A 21,332-nucleotide genomic window follows, 5' to 3' on the forward strand; every position below is an offset into this window, starting at 1 on the left:
GCGCGTCTACTCGGTGGCCTCGCGGATGTAGTCGCCGATCTGGCGCAGCGAGCGCATGGCCTCGGGCACCATCGGCGCGGCCAGTTGGAAGTCGTGGATCTGTCCGGGCCACACCCGCACCTCGGCCGGCACGCCCACCGCGGCCAGCCTGCTCGCCGCCAGCCGCGCGTCGTGCAACAGCACCTCGGAGCCCGACACGTGAATCAGCGTGCGCGGCAGTCCCGGCTTGATGTGCTCCAGCGGCTCGTAGATCTCCTCGGGCTTCCCGTCCACGATGTTCTTCTCGGCGGCCCCGGCCACCAGCACGGCCAGCGCGTCGAACGCCCCGGCCGTGAACATCGCGTCCGTCTCGATGTTGGGGTGGGTCTGCTTGGGCTCCTTGGCCAGCTGCAGCAGGGGCGAGATCGCCACCAGCGCGGCGGGATCCTCACCCTCCTCCTGCAGGCGCTGGGCCAGCGTCAGCGCCAGGTAGCCGCCCGCGGAGTCACCGGCCAGCACGATCTGGTCGGGTTCGTACCCGCGCCGGCGCAGCCAGCGGTACGCGTCGTGGCAGTCCTCGAGCGCCATCCCGACCGAATTCTTGGGCAGCAGACGGTAATTGACGACCAGGACGGGCGAATCGGCGAACTTGGACAGGGTCTCGACGAGCCGGCCGTGCGAGTTCGCCCCACAGGTCAGAAACGCGCCGCCGTGCAGGTAGACGATCACGCGACGGGTGCCGTCGGCGGGCAGCACCCCGGGCGCGCGGACCAGCTGCGCCGACGCGTGGGGCAGCTTGATGGTCTCGCGGACGGTGGCCGACGCCGGGATCAGCACGCGCGCGGTCAGGTCGATGAGGCCCCAGGGCCAGGGCAGGTTGGGAACGTGGCTGCCGACGGACAGGATCGGCCGGATGGTCAGGCGCGACGTCAGGTTCGCCAGTCGCGCGGCGACGCTGGGCCCGGATTCCAGGACCTCGACGGGCGCCCCGTCGCTGATGGCGAATTTGCGCGCCTGGGCTCGACGCGCTCTCAGGACGTCATGGGGCCGAAGGGTAGTTGCCGATGACCCCGATTCCTTGCTAGGTGCAGTCATGCTCAACACTTCCTACGCCGTTGTAGTGCGATACAGCATGTGACGAGTCGACCGAGCGTCTGGTTCAGCCGTTTGCCGTGGCGCTCAGCCAACCCCTTGACTTCAGCTTGACAGGCGATGCTTAGTGCAACGTATGAAATTGCTGATTCGATACCAGTTTTGCTTCGCACCGTAATCAGTTCGTTTTCCAGCCACCCGCGCGAAACTCACCGCCGCTCTAAACTTGACTGCGTGACCATGCGGGTGCCACGTCGTTCGGCGATCGCCCTGGCCACAGCGGGCGCGCTGGCCTCAACAGGAACCGCCTACCTGGGGGCACGCAGTCTGTTGGTCGGCCAGGCCACCCACGCGCGCACGATCATCCCCAAGTCCTGGGACATCCCGCCCCGCGCGGACGGCGTGTACGTGCGCGGCGGCGGCCCGGTGGAGCGGTGGCGCCGGGGCATGGCGGTCGACCAGCACCTGATGATCTTCGGTGACTCGACCGCCGCCGGGTACGGCTGCCTGACCGCCGACGAAGTGCCGGGGGTACGGATCGCCCGCGGCCTCGCCGAGCAGACCGGCAAACGAATCCGGTTGAGCACCAAGGCGATCGTGGGCGCCACCTCCAAGGGCGTGTGCGGTCAGGTCGACGCGATGTTCGTGGCCGGTCCCCCGCCGGACATCGCGGTGATCATGGTCGGCGCCAACGACGTGACCGCGCTGAACGGCATCAGCCAGTCGGCGCAGCGGCTGGCGCTGACCGTCCGCAAGTTGCGCGCCCGCGGCGCCGTGGTGATCGTGGGCACCTGCCCCGATCTCGGGTTCATCAGCGCCATTCCGCAGCCGCTGCGGTCGCTGGCGCACGAGCGTTGCCTGCAGCTGGCGCGCGCCCAGACCGCGGCAGTCCGGTCGGCCGGCGGCGTGCCGGTGCCGTTGGCACAGCTGATGGCGCCCCAATTTCGCGCCACGCCGGACGCCATGTTCTCCGCCGACGGCTTCCACCCCTCGGCGCCGGCCTACGCGCTCGCGGCCGACGCGCTGCTGCTCGCCCTCTGCGACGCGCTGGGCGAGGAGGTGGAGCGCCCGCCGGTGAGTTCGCCGGTGCCGGCGGCGACGCCGGTGCTCGGTCAGCGGCACACCCGCACCAGCGTGATGTCGCGGCTGTGGCGGCGTCCGGCGCCCGGACCTGCCCCGTCTTCGTGCCCCGAGGTCGGCAGCGACTAGATTTGTTCTCGCCCGTCGGGGTGGACCTACCGCCCGAAGGTGAAGCGAGCCAGCCCCCATCTGTGGGATCTGCAGGGATCTGAAGGGAACCACCATGCCTGAAGCCGTCATTGTCTCCACCGCTCGCTCGCCGATCGGCCGCGCGATGAAGGGGTCGCTGGTCAACATGCGCCCCGACGACCTGACCGTCCAGATCGTGCGCGCCGCGCTCGACAAGGTGCCCGCGTTGAACCCCCACCAGATCGACGACCTGATCCTGGGCTGCGGCCAGCCGGCCGGTGAATCCGGCTACAACCTGGCGCGGGTCATCGCCGTCGAGCTCGGCTTCGACTTCCTGCCGGGCACCACCGTCAACCGATACTGCTCGTCGTCGCTGCAGACCTCGCGGATGGCCTTCCACGCGATCAAGGCGGGTGAGGGCGACGCCTTCATCTCCGCGGGTGTGGAGACCGTGTCGCGCTTCGCCAAGGGCAGCGCCGACTCGTGGCCGGACACCAAGAACTCGCTGTTCGCCGAGGCCCAGGAGCGGTCGGCCGCCGCGGCCGAGGGCGCCGAGGAGTGGCACGACCCCCGCGCCGACGACAACGTCCCCGACGTCTACATCGCGATGGGGCAGACGGCCGAAAACGTGGCGCTGCTGACCGGCATCAGCCGCGAGGACCAGGACCACTGGGGCGTGCGCAGCCAGAACCGCGCCGAGGAAGCGATCAAGAGCGGCTTCTTCGAGCGCGAGATCACCCCGGTGACCCTGCCCGACGGCACGACGGTGAGCACCGACGACGGCCCGCGTCCCGGCACCACCTACGAGAAGATCAGCCAGCTCAAGCCGGTGTTCCGGCCCAACGGCACCGTGACCGCGGGCAACGCCTGCCCGCTCAACGACGGCGCCGCCGCGGTGGTGATCACCAGCGACACCAAGGCCAAGGAACTGGGCCTGACCCCGCTGGCGCGCATCGTGTCCACCGGGGTCAGCGGCCTGTCCCCCGAGATCATGGGTCTGGGCCCGATCGAGGCGACCAAGAAGGCGCTCGCGCGCGCCAAGCTCTCGGTCAGCGACATCGACCTGTTCGAGATCAACGAGGCGTTCGCCGTCCAGGTGCTGGGCTCGGCCCGCGAGCTGGGCATCGACGAGGACAAGCTGAACGTGTCCGGCGGGGCGATCGCGCTGGGCCACCCCTTCGGCATGACCGGCGCGCGCATCGCCACCACGCTGCTCAACAACCTGCAGACGCACGACAAGACCTTCGGTCTGGAGACCATGTGCGTCGGCGGCGGGCAGGGCATGGCGATGGTGATCGAGCGGCTGAGCTAGGCCGTTCGAGCGCGGGCCGCAAGCCCGGGCGTCGAGTGTGAAACCGCGGCAGGCTCACACTCGACGCCCTCTGCCCCGACCGGCACACGAAAAAACCGGCACGCCAACGGGCGTGCCGGTTTTTCTCTGTGCCAGAGCTAGTCGTTCTGCAGATAACTCAGCAGACGCAGGATCTCGATGTACAGCCAGACCAGCGTGACGGTCAGGCCGAGCGCGATGCCCCATGCCGCCTTCTCCGGCGCGCCGGCGCGGACCATCTGGTCGGCCGCGTCGAAGTCGATCAGGAAGCTGAACGCCGCGATCGCGATGCACACCAGCGAGAAGATGATCGCCACCGTGCCGCCGCTGCGCAGGCCCAGGCCGGTGCCGCCGTTGACGTGGAACATCGCCAATACGAAGTTGCCGAGCATCAGGGCCAGCACGCCGAACATCGCGGCGACCAGCATGCGGGTGAACTTGGGCGTCACCCGGATGGCCCCGGTCTTGTAGACGACCAGCATGCCGAAGAACACCCCGAAGGTACCCAGCACCGCCTCACCGATCAGCGCGCCGGCGTTGGCGTTCGACACCGAGAAGTTGGCGAACACGAACGAGATGGCGCCCAAAACCAGGCCCTCGAGCACCGCGTAACTCAACACGATGCCGGGGTTGTCCTGCTTGCGGCCGAAGGTGGCCACCAGCACCAGGACCAGGCCGCCCAGCCCGCCGACCAGGGCCAGCGGCATGGCCAGCGCCACGTCGCGGGCGACCAGGAAGTAGGAGACCACCGCGGACAGCGCCAGCACGGCCAGCGTGATGCCGGTCTTGGTGACGACGTCGTCGATGGTCAGCGGACGCGAAGCTTTGGCCTCCTGGTACGGGGCCTGATACGGAGCCGCGTACGGGTCGGCCCCATAGCCGTAGCCCTGCATCGGGGGCGCGCCAGTGCCGAATTGCGCGTATCCGCCCCTCTGCTTAGGCAGCGAACGAAATACCGGGTTGCTTGTCTCCCGCACCGTCGGATCCTCTCTAATTGGCTTCGAGCTGTGCGAACACAATCTCAACGATCGGCGTTGCACCCTGGTTCCCAGCGGACCTGGGCGTTTTCCGGTGTATACGGCCTCCGCCGTTCTCGTCGCGTTAAACATAACCCTTACCCGCGGGTACCGCGCCGGTCGCGACGATCTAGATTTCTTCCTCGAGGCTGGACCGGCGCGAGGAAGGCGAGGGCGTGACCGACGAATCCGATGAGGTTCTGACCGAAGTCGAGGGAAGCGTCGGCTTGATCACGCTCAACCGCCCCAAGGCGATCAACTCGCTGAACCAGCCGATGATCGACGCGCTGAGTGCCATCCTCACCGACTGGGCGGGCGACGACACCGTGCGCGCGGTGGTGCTGTCCGGCGCAGGCGAACGCGGACTGTGCGCAGGCGGCGACGTGGTCTCGATTTATCACAGCGCGCGCAAGGACGGCGTCGAGGCGCGACGCTTCTGGCGCGACGAGTATCTGCTCAACGCGCAGATCGCCGAGTTCCCCAAGCCGTACGTGGCGTTGATGGACGGCATCGTGATGGGCGGCGGCGTCGGTGTCAGCGCGCACGCGAACACCCGGGTGGTCACCGATACCTCCAAGATCGCCATGCCCGAGGTCGGCATCGGCTTCATCCCCGATGTCGGCGGCGTCTATCTGCTGTCGCGGGCTCCCGGGGGGCTGGGTCTGCACGCCGCCCTGACGGGGGCGCCGTTCTCCGGAGCCGACGCCATCGCCATGGGTTTCGCCGACCACTACGTCGCACACGGCGACGTCGAGGCGTTCCGCCGCGCGGTGGTCTCCGACGGCGTCGAAGGCGCGCTCGCCAAATACGCGACCGAACCGCCGGCCAGTGACCTTGCCGCGCAACGCAACTGGATCGACCAATGCTATGCCGGCGACACCGTCGAGGACATCGTCGCCAGTCTGCGCGGGCACGGTGCGGCTGCGGCCAACGACGCCGCCGACCTGATCGCCACCCGTTCCCCGATCGCGCTGTCGGTGACCCTGGAGGCGGTGCGCCGCGCCGCCAAGCTGGCGACGCTGAAAGACGTTCTGGTGCAGGACTACCGGGTGTCATCGGCGTCGTTGCGCTCGCACGACCTGGTGGAGGGCATCCGCGCCCAGCTGATCGACAAGGATCGCAACCCGAAGTGGTCGCCGGCGCACCTGCCCGAGGTCACCGCGGCCGACGTCGAGGCGTATTTCACCCCGGTCGACGACGACTTGAGTTTCTAGAAAGGCGGTTTGGATGACGGACACGAATTACGAGACGATCATCGTCGAGCGCGAAGAGCGTGTCGGCATCATCACCCTGAACCGGCCGAAGGCGCTCAACGCCCTGAACACTCAGGTGATGAACGAAGTCACCAGCGCGGCAGCCGATTTAGATGACGATCCCGGCATCGGGGCGATCATCATCACCGGCTCGGCCAAGGCGTTCGCCGCCGGCGCCGACATCAAGGAGATGGCCGGGCTGACGTTCGCCGACGCCTTCGGCGCCGACTTCTTCGCGCCCTGGAGCAAGCTCGCCGCCGTCCGCACGCCCACGATCGCCGCGGTCGCCGGGCACGCGCTGGGCGGTGGCTGCGAACTCGCGATGATGTGTGATGTGCTGATCGCCGCCGACACAGCGAAATTCGGCCAGCCCGAGATCAAGCTCGGGGTGCTGCCCGGCATGGGCGGCTCACAGCGGCTGACCCGGGCCATCGGCAAGGCCAAGGCCATGGACCTCATCCTGACCGGCCGCACCATCGGCGCCGAAGAAGCCGAACGTAGCGGCCTGGTCTCGCGAGTGGTGCCTGCCGACGACCTGCTGACCGAGGCCAAGGCCCTCGCGACCACCATTTCGCACATGTCGCGTTCGGCGGCCCGGATGGCCAAAGAGGCGGTCAACCGCGCGTTCGAATCCACCCTGGCCGAGGGACTTCTCTACGAGCGCAGGCTCTTTCACTCGACCTTCGCGACCGAGGATCAGTCCGAGGGGATGGCGGCCTTCGTCGAGAAGCGCCCGCCGAACTTCACCCACCGCTAGGACGCGCCCGTGAGCGAACCGGTTTCCGCGACACACACCGAGGCGGGTAAAGACCCGGCGGACGTCGCCGAAAAGTCCGCGGCGACCGGGCCGGACGCCGCACCGCAATCGGCCCCCGCGTCGCGAGCCGGGCGTGCGGTGCCCACCCTGCCATGGACCGAAAAGCCTTGGTATGTAAGGCATTACACGTTCACCGGTACCGCGGTGGGCGTGATCTTCATCTGGCTTTCGCTGACACCGTCGCTGCTGCCGCGTGGCCCGTTGTTCCAGGGGCTGGTCAGCGGGCTCTCCGGCGCCATCGGCTATGGGCTGGGCGTCTTTTCGGTCTGGCTGGTGCGGTTCATGCGCGAGAAGGATCACAGCCCGCCGCCGCCGTCCTGGGCATGGAAGGTGCTGATCCCCATCGGCCTGACGGGCCAGGTCCTCATGGCGATCTGGTTCCACATCTGGCAGGACGACGTCCGCGACCTGATGGGCGTGGAGCACCTCAAGTGGCACGACTACCCGCTGGCCGGGGCGTTGTCGGTGGTGGTGTTGTTCGCGGTGGTCGAGCTGGGTCAAGCCACCCGCTGGCTGGTCAGATTCCTGGTCGGTCAGGTGGACCGGTTCGTGCCGTTTCGCCTCTCGGCAACCATCGTGGTGGTCACCCTGGTGATCCTGACCATCACGGTGCTCAACGGCGTCGTACTCAAATTCGCGATGCGCACCATGAACAACACCTTCGCCTCGGCCAACGAGGAGATGAATCCCGATACCGCTCCCCCGAAAACCCCGCTGCGATCGGGTGGCCCGGAGTCGCTGGTGTCGTGGGACTCGCTGGGGCGTGAGGGTCGCGTCTTCGTCGAGGGGGGTCCGAAGGTCACCGATCTGACCGCGTTCAACGGGGCGCCGGCCACCGAGCCGATCCGGGCCTACGCCGGACTGGACTCGTCGAAGGGCATCACGGCGGCCGCGGAGCTGGCGGCACGGGAGTTGCAGCGCGCCGGCGGGTTGCAGCGCGCCGTCGTCGCGGTGGGCACCACCACCGGCACCGGCTGGATCAACGAGGCGGAAGCCTCGGCGCTGGAATACATGTACAACGGCAACACCGCGATCGTGAGCATGCAGTATTCGTTCTTGCCGAGCTGGCTGTCGTTCCTGGTGGACAAGGAAAACGCCCGGCACGCCGGGCAGGCGCTGTTCGAGGCCGTCGACAAGCTGATCCGCCAGATGCCCGAAGCCAGCCGGCCCAAGCTGGTCGTGTTCGGCGAGAGCCTGGGTTCGTTCGGGGGCGAGGCGCCGTTCCTGAGCCTGAACAACGTGCTGGCACGCACCGACGGGGCGCTGTTCAGCGGACCGACCTTCAAGAACACCATCTGGACCGATCTGACGTCGACGCGGGACAACGGATCGCCGGAGTGGTTACCGATCTACCAGGACGGTCGGTATGTCCGATTCGTAGCCCGCGCAAAGGATTTGACGCGCCCCAACGCGCCGTGGGATCACCCGCGGGTGGTGTATCTGCAGCACGCGTCGGACCCCATCGCCTGGTGGACGCCGGACCTGTTGTTCAGCAAGCCCGATTGGCTGAACGAGCCGCGTGGCTACGACGTGCTGCCGCAGACGCGCTGGATTCCGGTCGTGACCTTCCTGCAGGTGTCGGCCGACATGGCGGTGGCCGTGGACGTACCCGACGGGCATGGCCACCACTACGTCGCCGATGTCGCCGACGGCTGGGCGGCGGTGCTTGCACCGCCCGGCTGGACGCCGGACAAGACGGCGAAACTGCGTCCGCTGCTGCACTCGGACGAGACGGCTTAAAGCGACGAGACGGCTCAGAGCCCGCTGGCGGCGACCCGCTAGATCCAGCGGCGCGCGGTGCCGCCGGTGTCGGCGAACACCGGATCGACCCGGCCACCGGCCAGCTCGCTCAGCACGCCGGCCCCGGCCAGCGCGTGATAGCCGCCGATGACGTCGGTGGCGCGGTGCAGGCCGATGTCCAGCAGCGCGGCGGCGGCCAGGCTGGAGGTGTAGCCCTCCGAACACAGGATCACCCATTCGACGTCGTCGCCGACGGCCTCGGGCAGCCTGGCCTCGCTGGTCGGGTCGCAGCGCCACTCCAGGACGTTGCGCTCGATCACCAGCGCGCCCGGCACCTCACCCTCGCGAAACCGCTGGGCCTGCGGCCGGATGTCGACCAGCACCGCGCCGCGCCGCAGCGCGTCGGGCACTTCGGCGGCGGGCAGGCGGCGATACCGGCGCCGGGCGGATCTCAGGACGACGTCGATGCGGCTCATGGCGCTCCCTCCGGCTGGTCGGTCAGTTCGGTGCGGTCGCGACGCAACGTCTTGCGGTCGGTGATCTCGTAGTACGACATCGCCGTCAGCGGCGGCGAGTAGGCGTGCACGCTCAGGGTCGGCCGCACCGGCGCGGCCGCGGCGCCGGGCGACCCCGCGACCGGCAGCGAAACCGGCACGGTGACCGGCCGCGGCGCCCAGACCACGTCGTGCACCCAGCCCAACGGGAATCCGGCCTGATCGCCGGAGTCCAGCCGACGGCGCCGCAAAGCCCTTCCGTCCCAACGGTATTCGTTGAGCGACCCGGAAACGACGGTCAGCGCACCCAGCGACCCGCCGTGGTCGTGCAACTCGGTCGGCTGGCCGGGTACCCAGCTGATCAGCCAGACGTCGAGTTCTTCGTCGCCGTGAATGCGGGTGAACCAGCGCCGCGACTCGGGTATGCCGCCCGGCGGCAGCAGGTGGTCGCAGCGGCCGCTGAGCACATCATCGGCGGCCTGGTCGGTGGCGTAGAGCAGGTCGGGCACGCGCAGCCGGGTCGGGCCGGCGGACGGGCGGAGAGGACTCGCGGGCGCGGGGCGGCCACAGGACCCACAGTGGCGACGGGCACAGACATACAAGGGAGCTTTCATGCGAAATCGGACAGGGCAAGCGGCGGCGTGTTACGGCCGACAACACTCGCAAAATCCGAAGCGCTCCATCACGGCCGCAAGTGTTGCATAGATTGAGACCGTGCGCTTGAGCGGTGATCGGCCCCGGCGGTGGGGCGCGGCTGTTGCCACGGCCGCCGCCCTGGCGGCCGTGGGGTGCTCGCACGGCGGCCACAGCGGTGCGCCCGCGTCCCCGTCGGCGCGGCAAGCCGGCATTCCGGCTTCGCTCCCCGCGGGCGCGGTCGGCCTGTCCCCCTCCGGCGTGACCACCAGGGTCGACGTCCCCGCGAACTCGACCGAGGAGGAGTACTACCAGGCCTGTCACGCCGCGAAAGAGTGGATGGACGCCCAGCCCAAGACGGGTGCGTCGCTGTTCGAGCCGTATCTGTCGATGGTTCAGGCGTCCCCGGCGGGCACCGCGGGCAGCTGGAACGCCCCGTGGTCGAAGTTGACGCCGGCCCGCCAGGCCGCCGTGATCGTCGCCGCGCGGGCCGCCGCCAACGACGAATGCGGGTAGGGCCGCATCCGGGGATTTTTCGCCCCGCGTAATTGGAATCACGGGCGAAAAAACCGCCCGCGCCGCCCGCTGACCGAGCGGCACCGCGCAAAATGTAGGGGTGTCTGACGAAGTTCCGCGTCGCTCAGATCCGACCCGGGTGGCACTGGCCCTGGGCAGCGGCGGCGCTCGCGGATACGCCCACATCGGGGTGATCGAGGCCCTGGTGGCCCGCGGCTACGACATCGTCGGCGTCTCCGGCTCGTCGATGGGTGCGCTGGTCGGCGGCCTGCAGGCGGCCGGGCGGCTGGACGAGTTCGCCGACTGGGCGAAGTCGCTGACCCAACGCACCATCCTGCGGCTGCTGGACCCGTCCATCAGCGCGGCCGGCGTGATGCGGGCCGGCAAGATCTTGGACGCGGTGCGCGACATCCTGGGCCCCGTCGCCATCGAAGAACTGCCCATCCCCTACACCGCGGTGGCCACCGACCTGCTGGCGGGCAAGTCCGTGTGGTTTCAGCGCGGCCCCCTCGACGAGGCGATCCGGGCGTCGATCGCGATCCCCGGCGTGATCGCACCCCACGCGGTCGACGGACGGCTGCTCGCCGACGGCGGCATCCTGGATCCGCTGCCGTTGGCCCCGCTCGCCGCGGTCAACGCGGACCTGACCATCGCGGTGAGCCTGTCCGGCAGCGAGGCGATCAGCAACCGCGAACCGGAGCCGGGTGCCACCGTCGAGTGGTTGACCCGCATGGTGCGCAGCACCTCCGCGCTGCTCGACACGGCCGCCGCCCGCTCGCTGCTCGATCGGCCGACGGCGCGCGCCGTGCTGAGCAGGCTGGGCGGGCCCCCGGCGAGCCGGACGGCTGGGCGGACACCCCGGAGGACGAGCAGCCCGCCCCCGGTGAGGACGCGGGCGAGCTGGCCGGCGTGGGACCCGACGTGCCGAAACTGGGCAGCTTCGAGGTGATGAACCGGACCATCGACATTGCCCAGGCCGCGCTGGCGCGCCATACCCTGGCGGTCTACCCGCCCGACCTGCACATCGAGATCCCGCGCTCGACGTGCCGGGCCCTGGAATTCCACCGGGCGGTGGAGGTGATCGCCGCCGGGCGGGCGCTGGCCGACGACGCGCTGGACGCGCTGGGACTCGGGGACGATCAGGACGTCCCGCCCGCGATCGAGCGCTGAGGACGCTCAAAGCGCTTGCGCGCCAACCGCCGTCACAACCCCAGGAAGCGGGCGAGGTTCGCGGCTTCGCGGCGGCCCTGCTCGCGTCCGGCCAGCGCCGACGGGATGCGGCAACCCGGGTCCAGCGCGTTGGGTCCGAAGGCGGCCAGCGAATCGCCGTCGGCGAAGACGGCGAACGCCGCGCCGGGAAACGCCGAGACCTCGGCCGCCGGCCCGGCACCGAACGGCGAGGGCGCGTCGACGCCCGAGGGCACCAGCACCACCGCCGTCGCGCAGTCGGCGGCCACCACGAGGTTGACCGAGCTGGCGACCCCGCCGTCCATGTAGTGGCGGCCGTCGATGCGCACCGGCGGCCACGCCCCGGGCACCGCGCAGCTGGCCGCGACGGCGTCGACCAGGTCGACGCCCGAGTCGCGGTCGAACACGGTCAGTTCGCCGGTTTCGACGTCGATCGCGGTGAGCCGCAACTCGGCGTCCGGCCAGTCGTGCGACGGCAGGCGCCGTGCGATGACGTCGCGGCGCACCGGCGCGGGAACGGTTTTGGTGGCCAGCGCCACGGCGCCGATGCGTCGCATCTGTTGCCGGGTCCTGTCCAGCGTCTCCTCGTACGGCTCACCCAGGGCGGTCAGGAACAGTTCGGTGATGGTCTCGACGTCGACCCCCGAATCGATCTCGGCCGACGACTCGGCGACCTGCCGGTCGAACAGTTCGTCCAGGGTGTGTCCGCTGCCTAGCTGCGCGGCGACGGCCGAGCCCGCCGACGTCCCGACCAGCACGTCCGACTCGATCAACAGCCGGGCCACCGCCGGCGACTCGTCGGCGATGCCGCGCAGAACACCTGTCTCCCAAGCGATTCCCGCTATACCCCCACCGGCCAGCACCAGGGCGCGTTTGGTTGTCACGGTGTTCAGCTTGCCAGCACGGGTCAGGCCAGCTGCCGGGTGTTCGGCAGCGCGTGCTGCGACTCCTCCACCGGCGAGCTGAGGTCCTCGCGACGCAGCAGATGTCTGGGCGGATCCGGCAGGATCATGCTGCGGTGGATCTGCAGACCGGCGTCGACATGGAAGAGTTCACCGGCCGGCAGCAGCCGCCAGCGGGGCTCGTCGTCCATCACCTCGGTGGCGAACACCACCGACGACCGCTCACACAGGTGCTCCGATCGGGCGTGAATCCGCTTGGTGCACAAGTCGAATTCGGGGTCGCGGGGAGCCGCATCGTCGGATCGATCCAAAATGTAGAGCTGATGGGTTTCCGGATAGCGCAGCGCCCACATGTCGGTGGCCGTGCTCAACAGCACGTTGACCGCGTAGATCGGAACGTGCTCGGCGAGCCATCGCATGGCGTCGGTGAGGCCGGCGGTGATGTCGCCGTCGCGCGCCCGGATCGCGGCGGTGATCAACGCGAACACCCGCTCGGAGTCGGTGTCGCCCAACACCAGGTCGTCGGTGCCCACCTCGCGCAGCCGTTCGTCGAGGATGTCCAATCCCTCGAGCACACCGTTGTGCGCGAAGATCCGCCCGTCCTGCAGGAACGGGTGGGTGTTGTGGATGTCGAGTGAGCCGGTGGTCGCGTAACGGACATGGGCGAGGACGGTCGTGCCGGTCATCCGGTGTGCCTCGGTCGCGAATGTGGCGTCCTGCCAGGCCGCTATCGGCTCCTTGTACAGGTGCGGTCGGCCGTGTTCGTCGAAGACGCCCAGGCCGGTGCCGTCCGGATTTCTCCTGCTCTGTTGAGCCAGGCTGTCCGGGGCGTCCAGCAGCCAGAAGGTCGCGGTGCACGCGTGTGTCCCGGCGTGCAGGCCAAAGAGTCGGCACATGGCTTCCCACGGTAGCGGGCGCCGGTCGGCCCGTCAGCTCAGCGCGCCTCGATCACCTGATATTCGCCATCGCCGTATCGCGACCGGATGGTCTTCTTGTCGTACTTGCCGACGCTGGTGCGCGGGATCTCGTCGACGAAGGCCCACCGTTCGGGCAGCCACCACCGAACGACCTTGTCGGCGAGGAAGTTTCGCAGCTGCTCGGGGCTCACCGATGCGCCCTCCTTGGCCACGATCACCGCGAGCGGCCGTTCCTCCCAGCGCTCGTCGGGAACGCCGACCACGGCGGCCTCGACCACGTCGGGGTGCCCGATCAAGAAGTTCTCCAGCTCCACCGAGGAGATCCATTCCCCACCGGATTTGATGACGTCCTTGGCGCGGTCGGTCAGGGTGACGAACCCGCGCTCATCGATGCGGCCCACGTCGCCGGTGCGCAGCCAGCCGGAGTCGAACCTCGACTCGTCGCGGCCCAGGTAATAAGAGCCGGCGATCCACGGTCCGCGCACCTCCACCTCGCCGACGGCTTGGCCGTCGTTGGGCAGCACCTGACCGTCGTCGTCGACGATGCGCATCTCCACCCCGCAGACCGGCTGGCCCTGCGTCCCGCGGAAAGCCCAGTGCTGGTCCTCCGGGGTGCCCGGCGGCGGCCACGCCATGGTGGCCAGCGGCGAGGTCTCCGTCATGCCCCACAGCTGCCGGATCTGTACGTCGTGCTTTTCCTCGAAGGTGCGCATCAGCGACACCGGGACGGCCGAGCCGCCGCAGACCACCAACCGCAGCGAGGACATGTCGTGGTCGGGGTCGTCCTCGAGGTGATGCAGGACGCCGTTCCAGATGGTCGGCACCGCGCCGGTCACGGTGGGCTTCAGGTCCTCGACCATCGCGACCAGCGACCGGGGGTCGAGGTGGCAATCGGGCAACACCAGGTCGGCGCCGGCCATCAGCGCCGCGTACGGCAGCCCCCAGGCGTTGGCGTGGAACATCGGCACGATGGGCAGCACGCTGTCGGTGGCCCCGACGCCGATGCCGTTGGTGGTACACGCCCCCATCGTGTGCAGGAAGCTCGAACGGTGGCTGTAGACAACGCCTTTCGGGTTTCCGGTGGTGCCGCTGGTGTAACACATCGCGGCCGCGGAGTTCTCGTCGATGCGCGGCCAGTCGAAGTCGGTGGGCTCGCCGTCGAGGACGTCGGCGTAGCGCAGGACGGTCTTACCCGACCCCTGCAGCGGCTCGGTTTCGTCGCCGACCACGATCACGGTGTGCACGGTCTCGAGGTCGGGCAGCACGGGTGCGAGCAACTTGACCAGTGAGGCGTCGACCAGCACCACCTGGTCTTCGGCCTCGTTGGCGACGAAGGCGATCTGCTCGGGGAACAGCCGGATGTTGAGGGTGTGCAGGACCGCGCCCATCGACGGCAGGGCGAGGTATGCGGTGAGGTGCTCGGCGTTGTTCCACATGAACGTGCCCACCCGCTGGTCACCCGTGACGCCGAGCCGGCGCAGGCCGTTCGCCAGCTGCGCGGCCTGCCCGCCCAGCTCCCGGTAGGTCGTGCGCCGGTAGCCGTTACCGGTGGCGGTCGTGACGGTGCGCTCCCCGTGCACGGTGCAGCCGTGACGCATGATCGCGGTGATGGTCAACGGAAAGTCCTGCATCGTGCCGTCCACTCATCTACCGCCTTAAGTCTCGGGGCAGCGCCGCCTGTGCCGTCGGCCGCCTCCCACCCTAAGCCCGAATTCGGCGAGAGTGTCAGCACCCGGGCAGACTGACGGCCGATCGCGTGGATCCCGTTCGGCCGGGGCGGCTTTGGGTGTCAGCGTGCCCCACGCCACCGGGTGGGCCTAGGCCAGGACCGGCTCCCACTCGGGCAGTTCGGGCAGCCAGCCGGCGACCGACAGGTCGCGGTCGCTCGCACCGCCGCCGGTCTGCGACGGCGCGGCCGAGGCGATGCGCGCCGCGGTGACCACGCCGGAGTAATCGGCGACGTAGAGGTGGGTGCCGTCGGGGCTCTCCACCACGCACGACGGGTGCTGGGACACCTTGACCTCGCCGACGACGTCCTGCTGGTGGGTGCTCAGCACGGTGATGCGGTCGTCGCTGATCAGGTAGGCCCGCGCGCCGTCGCGACTGAGCGTCATCCGGGTGAGGGGCCCGGTGATCTCCGGGATCTTGTGGGTGCCGACGATCTTGTTGACCCGGGTGTCGATCACGTCGAGCACCGCGCCCGCGACCGGATCGCAGCTCGCCACGTACGCCGTGCCGCCGTCGTTGCTCAGCGCCACGTCACGCAGGGGCAGGCCCAGGTCGACGACGCCGACGAGGCGCGACCGGCCGCCGACCCGGCGATTGTCCGACCGCGTTCGGGTCTCGAGCATGGCGAGGCTTCCGCCGGTCCGGGCGTTCATGCCGACGTACAGCCGGCGTCCGTCGGCGCTGATCCGCACGCACTCGGTGGTGGTGCCCGGCACGGTCGCCAGGTCGATGACCTCGAGTTCGCCGGTGGTGGTGTCCAGCACCGTCACGTCCGCGCCGCGAACCGCGTTCCGGCTGGCGTAGAGGTATTTGCCGTCCGGACTCACGGTGAGGTCGCTGACGCTGTTCGCGAGCCGATGTGTGGCGATACGCCAGTTCGTGACGACGTCGATGACCTCGATGGCGTCGTAGCCGGCGGTCGCGATGCTGACGTAGGCGTAGTTGGAGTCCGCCCTGCTCATGGTGACCGCGAACGGTTCGGTCAGCCCGGTGAGCGCGCTCGAGAGGCGACACGTGCTGGCGTCGATGACCGAAACCATGTTGCGGCCGTAGTTCGTTGCGACCAGCCGGCGCCCGTCCGGGCTGATGTCCATGTCGCTGATCGGGCCGTTGTGCAACGGGACCCGCACCACCGAGGTGGTGTCAAGCTCGAAGATTCGGCCGTCTGGATCGTCGTGCGCGGCCGTAGGGCCGTTCACATCGTTCACGCTGGCACCGCCTTTGCTGTGTTTGTCGGCTCTCATCGTCAAGTGGCGAAGCCGCCGGTACGCGTGCGACGATTTGGCCTCCGGATCCACCGGATTTCAGCACCGAAAGGCGCTGACGAGACTGGTTTTCGGTAGTCTACTGGCCCAACATCGCCTTACCGCAGTTCGAGATGCCCGACGTTAGCTACGTCACTGTCCGCACTCAGGTTCTGCTCAGACTTCCAATCACGCTGTATCGCAGTCGCTTACCCGTAGCGAAAGTCGGGCAAACCCGCTTCCGGCGGATTTCGCTCGCGCCGCTAACAGCGCACGTGAGCGCGCTATCGGGCGCGGAGGTAAGGAATTCTCAGGTTTCGCGGCCGACGAGGGATAAATCACACCGTGCCGGTTTCCCCTAGCTGAACTGCGTTTGCGGTCTCGCCAGCCTGGACCCGTCGACGGCGATGTCGAGTTTCTCGTTGTAGAAAGCGATTAGGCCGGCAATGTGACCGACCGCTGGAAGCGGATAATGGTAGGTCCATGCCAGGTCCTCGTGCACGGCGTCACCCACGCGCACCGACCAATAACCCGACGTAACCCCCTTGTACGGACACAAAGTCCGCGTGGGGCTCGATTCCAGGTGCTCGAAGGAGATGTCGGTCGGATCGATGTAATACCTTGTCGGCAAACCGGTTTCGAACAGCAACACGGGAGTTGTAGTGTCGGCCAAGACAATTCCGTCGAGCTCGACACGAACGTGGCGGTGCGAGCGCAGGGCGTCGACCCGCGAATACGGATTGCGTGGGTGACCGTAGATCGGCTCGTCTTCTTCGAACCAGCGCAACGGATTCCACTCGAACCGCACGGTTCCGGCCAGCGGGCCGCCGCCGTCGGCATCGAACACCCGCGCGGCCGACTCATGCGACTGGCCGGCTCCCACCAGGGAGTACAGCCGCGACGGGCCGAATTGCACCTTCTGGGCATGGTTTTCGTCGTGCAGGAACTCGGAGCGGACGTCGTCGAGCGGGATGTAGTACTGCGGGTAGTACGGGACTTCCCACACGTACCGGGCGGCGGTGGTGTCAAAGACCAGCGTGTCGCCGAGATAGCCACGGACCCGCCGCGGAGCGGGTTCGATCCTGCCGCGCGCCGCGGCCATCTGCGGGTAAGCGGTGTCGGTGTCCATCGCCGGCCTACTGGTCCCTGGAGGCCAGTCCGGCCGGGGCGTGGCCGATGGCCTTGCGGATGGCGTCGGCCAGCGCCAGCGCGCTCTCCTCGGTCAATTCCAGGGCCACCCGCGCCGACGGCCCGAGCTGCGGATTGATCACGTCGATGTTGACGGTGTGGCCGTACGGCGCGTGGACGGGGTGGTCGACATACACCGTCGCGCGGTTGGCGCCGAACCATCCGGTCGCGCCCTTTCCGCTGCCGTCGATCTCGACATGTTCGGTGAGATAGGTGCACATGGGAGATGCCTAGCCCTTCAGGTAGGTGGCGAAGAACTCGTCGATGCGCCGCCAGCCGTCCACCGCCGCCTCCGGCCGGTACGCCGGGCGGTCGACGGAGAAGAACGAATGGCCCGCTCCCTCGTAGGAGTGGAACTCGTGCGGCTTGTCGTGCTTGTTGAGCTCGGCGTCCAGGGTGGCCACCGCGGCGGGCGCCGGAAACCGGTCGTCGAGCCCGAACAGGCCCAGCAGCGGACAGCTGAGATTGGCGGCCAGGTGCAGGATCGGCTGCATGGTCTTGGGCATGCCCTCGGGCGGGTCCTCGACGACGAAGGCGCCGTAGCAGTCCACCGCCGCGTCGAAGGGCAGCGAGCACGCCGCGAGAAAGGCGTGCCGCCCGCCCGAACAGTGCCCGATGACACCGAACTTGCCGTTGGCGCCCTCCAGCGTGCGCAGGTGCTCCACCGCGCCCGCGACGTCGCCGACCAATCGTTCGTCGGGCACCCCGCCGGCGGCGCGCGCCGCGGCGGCCGCGTCATCGGGTTCGGCACCCGGCGCTTCGCGCGAGTAGAGGTTCGGCGCCACGGCGTGGTAGCCGCCGACGGCGAGCCGGCGGACGAACTCCTTGGTCTCCCGGTCGTACCCGGGCATGTGGTGGATCCACACGACGCCGCCCCGCGAGGCCGGCGCGAGCGGCACGGCGTGGTAGGCCTCGATCTCGTCGCCGCCGTGGCCGGTGATGGTGACGGTTTCTGCGCGGATCGCGTCTGCGCTGGGTGCGTTCATCACGACTCCTGTTCTCCGCTCCGGGGGCATTCACGTTGGGGCCGGCCGGATGCGGAGCGCTGCGGCAGGTTCGGGGCCGCTCCGCCGAGAACCAACGTAGCCGAATCGCGCCGCCGGCTCAGTGCCGCTTGTCGCGCACCTTGTAGGTCGAGGGCCACGACTTGCGGGACTCGTCTCCGGTCAGCGGAGTTCCCATCCCGCCGACCTTGACGGCGTACGCCTCCTTGCCGGGGCCGACCTCCCGGTTGGCGTGTTCCTGCGCCAAGAAGTAGAGCTCGTCGATGGTGGCTTCGTCGTAGGCGACGAACGAGGTTTCCCGCGCGACGTCGTCGATGCCGACCAGCATCCGGTCGGGCAGCAGTCGCGACGCGACCGCCGCGAGACCCAGCAGTGCGAAGGGAATGATCCAGTAGCAGAGAAACGACAGCGGTGTCTTCGTGTCCAGCATCAGGGCGGCGGTGGTCCCGGCGGGCCCGTCGCGACCTTCCAGGATCGACGGGATCACCGACGACACCGTCATCCCGGCGAACGTCGCGACCCACAACCAGCTCAGGATCTTGACGATCCGGCCGAACAGCTCGGTTCTGACGATGTCGGCGGCCTGCTCCGCCGCGGCGAACTCGGCCACGAAGGGCTTGCCGGCCAGCACCCCGATCAGCGTCACCAGGAAGATCCCGGCGTTGCTCAGCGGCAGTATCCACCGCTCCAGGAACAAATCACTGAGCGTGAAGGCCAGCACGCCGAGAATCAAAAGCACTGCGGCCGAGGCAAAGTCGAAGAACTGCCACTTCCTGCCCAGCACGCCCCCCAGGCCCAGGCTGGCGGCGGCGATCGCCAGCGCGACCAGCACGGCCGCGGCGAACGGGACGTTACCGACGAGTACCCAATACACGATCCACGGCGCGAGGCCGAACAGCATGCCCATGCTGGGTCAGTGTATGGATGACGGTTTTCGGGCCCGTCGGCGGCAGGCCCAAACTGTTGGTCCGCACACGGGATGTCCGCCAACGACAGCGTTCGCCGCGCTCGGACATGTTGTGCCGCAATTAATTTCGAACGCTACGCGGACGGAACGGCGTTCAACGCCATCGCCAGGAAATCCAGGCGCCACAACGAGCGGAACAGCGTCAGCCCGAAGTCCTGCACGCGTGGCCTCTCCTCCGGTCCGACGTCGTCGCGCCGGGCCACGCCGTCGATGATCTCCCCGATGGTCCGGCGGCCGTCGACGAGCTGGACGAAGGGCAGCTGGGCCGGGTCGAGCTTCAGCGTCGCGCCGGGCAACTGAATGGTGTCGCCGGACAACAGGCAGGCCGTGCGTAGCAGCGGGACGTAGCCGAGGCAGGCCGTCGCCGAGAAGTCGATCGCGTACTGCGCCTTCGGGCGGTCCGGGCGGCAGGCGAGGAAGAAATGGGTGGCGTTCGCCGGTTGCAGCCGCTCCATCACCGACCACAGCCTGGCATCGGGAAGCCGGTTGAGCAGCGCCTGGAACTGGCCGGCCGGCGCGACGAAGTCGTGCGGGTAATACGGTGCGTTGCGCAGCCAGCCCTGAAACGCCAGCCCGGCGGAGTCGACCAACTGCAGGCATTCGTCGACGGTGTAGCTGCGCTGGCGGGCGTGCAGGAAGGTGTCCACGAGCGCGCCCGACGACGTCAGATCGCGCGCGCTGTGCAGATAGGGGCGGACGGGGTGGTCGGCCGGTAGCGTCGCGATCGCCTCGACGACCAGCCGCACCGAGGCGTCGTCCTGGGTCAGGCCAAGGTCGCGGAACGCGGATTCGAGCATCTCGACCCCGATCCGGCCGTACTTGGCGTAGAGCATGACGCCCAGCACCCCGTCCGGCCGCAGACACCGGCCGAGTGCCGTCAACCCCGCCAGGGGATCGGCCGTGTGGTGCAGGACGCCGCTGGACACGATGAGGTCGAAGTCGCGCGACAGCGCCGGCACCTCTTCGACCGCAAGCAGCCGCAGTTCGAGGTTGTCCAGGCCGTGCCGGTCTTTGAGCTGCCGATGATGCTGCAGGGCCGACCGGCTGACGTCGATCGCCACGACCTTCGCTCCCCGGTTCATGTAGGCCAACACGGCCGCCTGGAAGGTGCCGCATCCCGCCACCAGGATGTCCAAGTCCGCCTGGTATTCCCGGTCGGGCCACAACATCCGGTGCGCCCAGTAAGGGTCGAACCAATCCCAGTGGTTCGTGGTCCACGCCGCGAGATCGGTTACCGGGGGCGGATATTCCCACCGATCGTATTGGCGGGAGACGCCGTCGCCCCGCGGATCCTCGGTCACTTCGGCGCTGGCTCCTTCACGGTCGCGGATCGCGCAACGGTACGACGAAACTTGGCGCGCCCGCCACATTCGCCGTTCAGACCCAGCCGTCCCGATTCGTTCCGATCTGCCGATTCGGGGCGGCACAATTAGGATTCGGTTCCTGCACCATCCACGGCGAGGAGTCAGCGCATGAAGATCACGGCACGGTTGAGCGGCCCGATCGCTGTCGGCCTGGCCGCCTTCGTCGTCCTCGCCACCGCTCCCACCGCGAACGCCGACCCGGCTGACGACAACTTCCTGCGCGCGCTGACCCAGCGGGGACTGAGCTGGCCCGGCGGCAATGACCAAACGATGATCAACGTCGGGCATGCGGTGTGCGCGGACTGGGCGGGCGGCGACACGATGGCCCAGACCGTCGACGACGTGCAGAAGGCGCTCGGGGTGAGCACCAACGGGGCCGGCACGGTGATCGGGGCGGCGACGGCGTCGTACTGCCCCGAATTCCGCAGCAAGATGTAGCGGCGTCCCTGTCCGGCGACGGTTACTTGTTGCCGGCTTCTTCTTGGGCGCAGTGGATCATTCGCTCGCTCAGGCGGACCAACGGGTCCTCGTGGCCGCCGGGCATGCTGTAGGCCAGCTGGCGCAGTTCGATGGCGAATCCGTACAGATCTTCGCTTAGAGACGCAACATTCATCAGACGACTTCCCACCTGGGTGGAGTGTGTTCAGAACCGTAAACGCCCGCGGGCTCTTCCCGATCAGACCGCCGGATGCGTTTGCGCGTTACGCCTACCCCGATCCGGCTCCATCGCAAACCTGCGCGCCGAGTATGA

General features: G+C 68.7%; 21 protein-coding genes and 1 pseudogene. 8 read left to right on the plus strand and 14 right to left on the minus strand.

Features of this window, described 5'->3' with window-relative positions; translation table 11 throughout:
- Positions 1 to 6 precede the first annotated feature (6 nt).
- Positions 7 to 1,074 (minus strand): alpha/beta hydrolase, encoded by a 1,068-nt coding sequence (locus tag B9D87_RS13510; RefSeq protein ID WP_007776670.1) that lies wholly within the window; start codon positions 1,072 to 1,074, stop codon positions 7 to 9.
- A gap of 243 nt (positions 1,075 to 1,317) precedes the next feature.
- On the opposite strand from B9D87_RS13510, the gene B9D87_RS13515 reads away from it, so the two are divergent.
- Both B9D87_RS13515 and B9D87_RS13520 read left to right on the plus strand, forming a co-directional pair.
- Entirely contained in the window at positions 1,318 to 2,280 is a 963-nt protein-coding gene (locus tag B9D87_RS13515) for an SGNH/GDSL hydrolase family protein (protein WP_085977899.1), read from the plus strand.
- 94 nt (positions 2,281 to 2,374) lie between these two features.
- Positions 2,375 to 3,592: an acetyl-CoA C-acetyltransferase gene (locus tag B9D87_RS13520; RefSeq protein ID WP_007776674.1), complete on the plus strand. Its 1,218-nt coding sequence runs from the start codon at positions 2,375 to 2,377 to the stop codon at positions 3,590 to 3,592.
- A 137-nt stretch (positions 3,593 to 3,729) separates the two neighbouring features.
- Here the strand turns inward: B9D87_RS13520 and B9D87_RS13525 are convergent, their stop codons facing one another.
- The gene (locus tag B9D87_RS13525) at positions 3,730 to 4,587 is read right to left on the minus strand and encodes a Bax inhibitor-1/YccA family protein (protein WP_040631935.1); all 858 of its coding nucleotides are present in this window, start codon (positions 4,585 to 4,587) and stop codon (positions 3,730 to 3,732) included.
- Between the two features lie 215 nt (positions 4,588 to 4,802).
- On the opposite strand from B9D87_RS13525, the gene B9D87_RS13530 reads away from it, so the two are divergent.
- Genes B9D87_RS13530 through B9D87_RS13540 form a run of 3 tightly spaced genes read left to right on the plus strand, consistent with a single transcriptional unit; the run spans position 4,803 to position 8,436 of the window.
- The gene (locus tag B9D87_RS13530) at positions 4,803 to 5,840 is read left to right on the plus strand and encodes an enoyl-CoA hydratase/isomerase family protein (protein ID WP_007776679.1); all 1,038 of its coding nucleotides are present in this window, start codon (positions 4,803 to 4,805) and stop codon (positions 5,838 to 5,840) included.
- Positions 5,841 to 5,853: 13 nt separating this feature from the next.
- A complete protein-coding gene (locus B9D87_RS13535; protein ID WP_007776681.1) occupies positions 5,854 to 6,636 on the plus strand; it encodes an enoyl-CoA hydratase in 783 nt (260 codons plus the stop codon).
- A 9-nt stretch (positions 6,637 to 6,645) separates the two neighbouring features.
- Positions 6,646 to 8,436, plus strand: a complete 1,791-nt coding sequence (locus tag B9D87_RS13540; protein WP_007776684.1) for an alpha/beta hydrolase — start codon at positions 6,646 to 6,648, stop codon at positions 8,434 to 8,436.
- Positions 8,437 to 8,474: 38 nt separating this feature from the next.
- On the opposite strand, the gene B9D87_RS13545 is transcribed toward B9D87_RS13540, so the two are convergent.
- The gene (locus tag B9D87_RS13545) at positions 8,475 to 8,912 is read right to left on the minus strand and encodes a rhodanese-like domain-containing protein (RefSeq protein ID WP_007776687.1); all 438 of its coding nucleotides are present in this window, start codon (positions 8,910 to 8,912) and stop codon (positions 8,475 to 8,477) included.
- A complete protein-coding gene (locus B9D87_RS13550) occupies positions 8,909 to 9,544 on the minus strand; it encodes a cupin domain-containing protein (RefSeq protein WP_437340113.1) in 636 nt (211 codons plus the stop codon). Before B9D87_RS13550 ends, B9D87_RS13545 begins: the two co-directional genes overlap by 4 nt.
- A gap of 100 nt (positions 9,545 to 9,644) precedes the next feature.
- Here B9D87_RS13550 and B9D87_RS13555 point away from each other — a divergent pair, with 100 nt between their 5' ends.
- Together B9D87_RS13555 and B9D87_RS13560 are read left to right on the plus strand one after the other, a co-directional pair.
- The gene (locus tag B9D87_RS13555; RefSeq protein WP_158672677.1) at positions 9,645 to 10,079 is read left to right on the plus strand and encodes a lipoprotein LpqV; all 435 of its coding nucleotides are present in this window, start codon (positions 9,645 to 9,647) and stop codon (positions 10,077 to 10,079) included.
- 100 nt (positions 10,080 to 10,179) lie between these two features.
- Positions 10,180 to 11,249: pseudogene (locus B9D87_RS13560) on the plus strand (patatin-like phospholipase family protein).
- Between the two features lie 32 nt (positions 11,250 to 11,281).
- Here the strand turns inward: B9D87_RS13560 and B9D87_RS13565 are convergent.
- From B9D87_RS13565 to B9D87_RS13605, 9 genes are all read right to left on the minus strand, one after another.
- A complete protein-coding gene (locus tag B9D87_RS13565) occupies positions 11,282 to 12,151 on the minus strand; it encodes a patatin-like phospholipase family protein (RefSeq protein WP_007776695.1) in 870 nt (289 codons plus the stop codon).
- Between the two features lie 23 nt (positions 12,152 to 12,174).
- Positions 12,175 to 13,065, minus strand: coding sequence for a class II glutamine amidotransferase (locus tag B9D87_RS13570; protein WP_007776697.1), 891 nt, complete (start codon positions 13,063 to 13,065; stop codon positions 12,175 to 12,177).
- 38 nt (positions 13,066 to 13,103) lie between these two features.
- Positions 13,104 to 14,729, minus strand: a complete 1,626-nt coding sequence (locus tag B9D87_RS13575) for a long-chain fatty acid--CoA ligase (protein ID WP_007776699.1) — start codon at positions 14,727 to 14,729, stop codon at positions 13,104 to 13,106.
- 174 nt (positions 14,730 to 14,903) lie between these two features.
- Positions 14,904 to 16,022, minus strand: coding sequence for a WD40 repeat domain-containing protein (locus tag B9D87_RS13580; protein ID WP_193787402.1), 1,119 nt, complete (start codon positions 16,020 to 16,022; stop codon positions 14,904 to 14,906).
- 394 nt (positions 16,023 to 16,416) lie between these two features.
- Positions 16,417 to 17,187 carry a DUF427 domain-containing protein gene (locus tag B9D87_RS13585; RefSeq protein WP_007776702.1) on the minus strand — a complete coding sequence of 257 codons (771 nt, stop codon included), beginning with the start codon at positions 17,185 to 17,187 and terminating at the stop codon, positions 16,417 to 16,419.
- 7 nt (positions 17,188 to 17,194) lie between these two features.
- Positions 17,195 to 17,467: a DUF6295 family protein gene (locus B9D87_RS13590; RefSeq protein WP_007776704.1), complete on the minus strand. Its 273-nt coding sequence runs from the start codon at positions 17,465 to 17,467 to the stop codon at positions 17,195 to 17,197.
- Positions 17,468 to 17,476: 9 nt separating this feature from the next.
- Positions 17,477 to 18,232 (minus strand): dienelactone hydrolase family protein, encoded by a 756-nt coding sequence (locus B9D87_RS13595; RefSeq protein ID WP_007776706.1) that lies wholly within the window; start codon positions 18,230 to 18,232, stop codon positions 17,477 to 17,479.
- 118 nt (positions 18,233 to 18,350) lie between these two features.
- Positions 18,351 to 19,157, minus strand: coding sequence for a hypothetical protein (locus B9D87_RS13600; protein ID WP_007776708.1), 807 nt, complete (start codon positions 19,155 to 19,157; stop codon positions 18,351 to 18,353).
- 134 nt (positions 19,158 to 19,291) lie between these two features.
- Positions 19,292 to 20,518 (minus strand): methyltransferase domain-containing protein, encoded by a 1,227-nt coding sequence (locus tag B9D87_RS13605; protein WP_007776710.1) that lies wholly within the window; start codon positions 20,516 to 20,518, stop codon positions 19,292 to 19,294.
- A 171-nt stretch (positions 20,519 to 20,689) separates the two neighbouring features.
- Here B9D87_RS13605 and B9D87_RS13610 point away from each other — a divergent pair, with 171 nt between their 5' ends.
- Positions 20,690 to 21,019, plus strand: a complete 330-nt coding sequence (locus tag B9D87_RS13610; protein ID WP_007776711.1) for a DUF732 domain-containing protein — start codon at positions 20,690 to 20,692, stop codon at positions 21,017 to 21,019.
- Between the two features lie 22 nt (positions 21,020 to 21,041).
- On the opposite strand, the gene B9D87_RS27035 is transcribed toward B9D87_RS13610, so the two are convergent.
- Positions 21,042 to 21,209 carry a hypothetical protein gene (locus tag B9D87_RS27035; protein ID WP_175648758.1) on the minus strand — a complete coding sequence of 56 codons (168 nt, stop codon included), beginning with the start codon at positions 21,207 to 21,209 and terminating at the stop codon, positions 21,042 to 21,044.
- Positions 21,210 to 21,332 lie beyond the last annotated feature (123 nt).

The organism is Mycobacterium colombiense CECT 3035 (genome assembly GCF_002105755.1).
GTDB lineage: Bacteria > Actinomycetota > Actinomycetes > Mycobacteriales > Mycobacteriaceae > Mycobacterium > Mycobacterium colombiense.

Bases quoted from the DNA above. Each gene is read 5' to 3' on its own strand.
- B9D87_RS13610 (WP_007776711.1), top strand. From the start codon at position 20,690: ATGAAGATCACGGCACGGTTGAGCGGCCCGATCGCTGTCGGCCTGGCC.
- B9D87_RS13535 (WP_007776681.1), top strand. From the start codon at position 5,854: ATGACGGACACGAATTACGAGACGATCATCGTCGAGCGCGAAGAGCGT.
- B9D87_RS13570 (WP_007776697.1), bottom strand. From the start codon at position 13,065: ATGTGCCGACTCTTTGGCCTGCACGCCGGGACACACGCGTGCACCGCG.
- B9D87_RS13510 (WP_007776670.1), bottom strand. From the start codon at position 1,074: ATGACTGCACCTAGCAAGGAATCGGGGTCATCGGCAACTACCCTTCGG.
- B9D87_RS13585 (WP_007776702.1), bottom strand. From the start codon at position 17,187: ATGGACACCGACACCGCTTACCCGCAGATGGCCGCGGCGCGCGGCAGG.
- B9D87_RS13545 (WP_007776687.1), bottom strand. From the start codon at position 8,912: ATGAGCCGCATCGACGTCGTCCTGAGATCCGCCCGGCGCCGGTATCGC.
- B9D87_RS13600 (WP_007776708.1), bottom strand. From the start codon at position 19,157: ATGGGCATGCTGTTCGGCCTCGCGCCGTGGATCGTGTATTGGGTACTC.
- B9D87_RS13520 (WP_007776674.1), top strand. From the start codon at position 2,375: ATGCCTGAAGCCGTCATTGTCTCCACCGCTCGCTCGCCGATCGGCCGC.
- B9D87_RS13550 (WP_437340113.1), bottom strand. From the start codon at position 9,544: ATGAAAGCTCCCTTGTATGTCTGTGCCCGTCGCCACTGTGGGTCCTGT.
- B9D87_RS13590 (WP_007776704.1), bottom strand. From the start codon at position 17,467: ATGTGCACCTATCTCACCGAACATGTCGAGATCGACGGCAGCGGAAAG.
- B9D87_RS13595 (WP_007776706.1), bottom strand. From the start codon at position 18,232: ATGAACGCACCCAGCGCAGACGCGATCCGCGCAGAAACCGTCACCATC.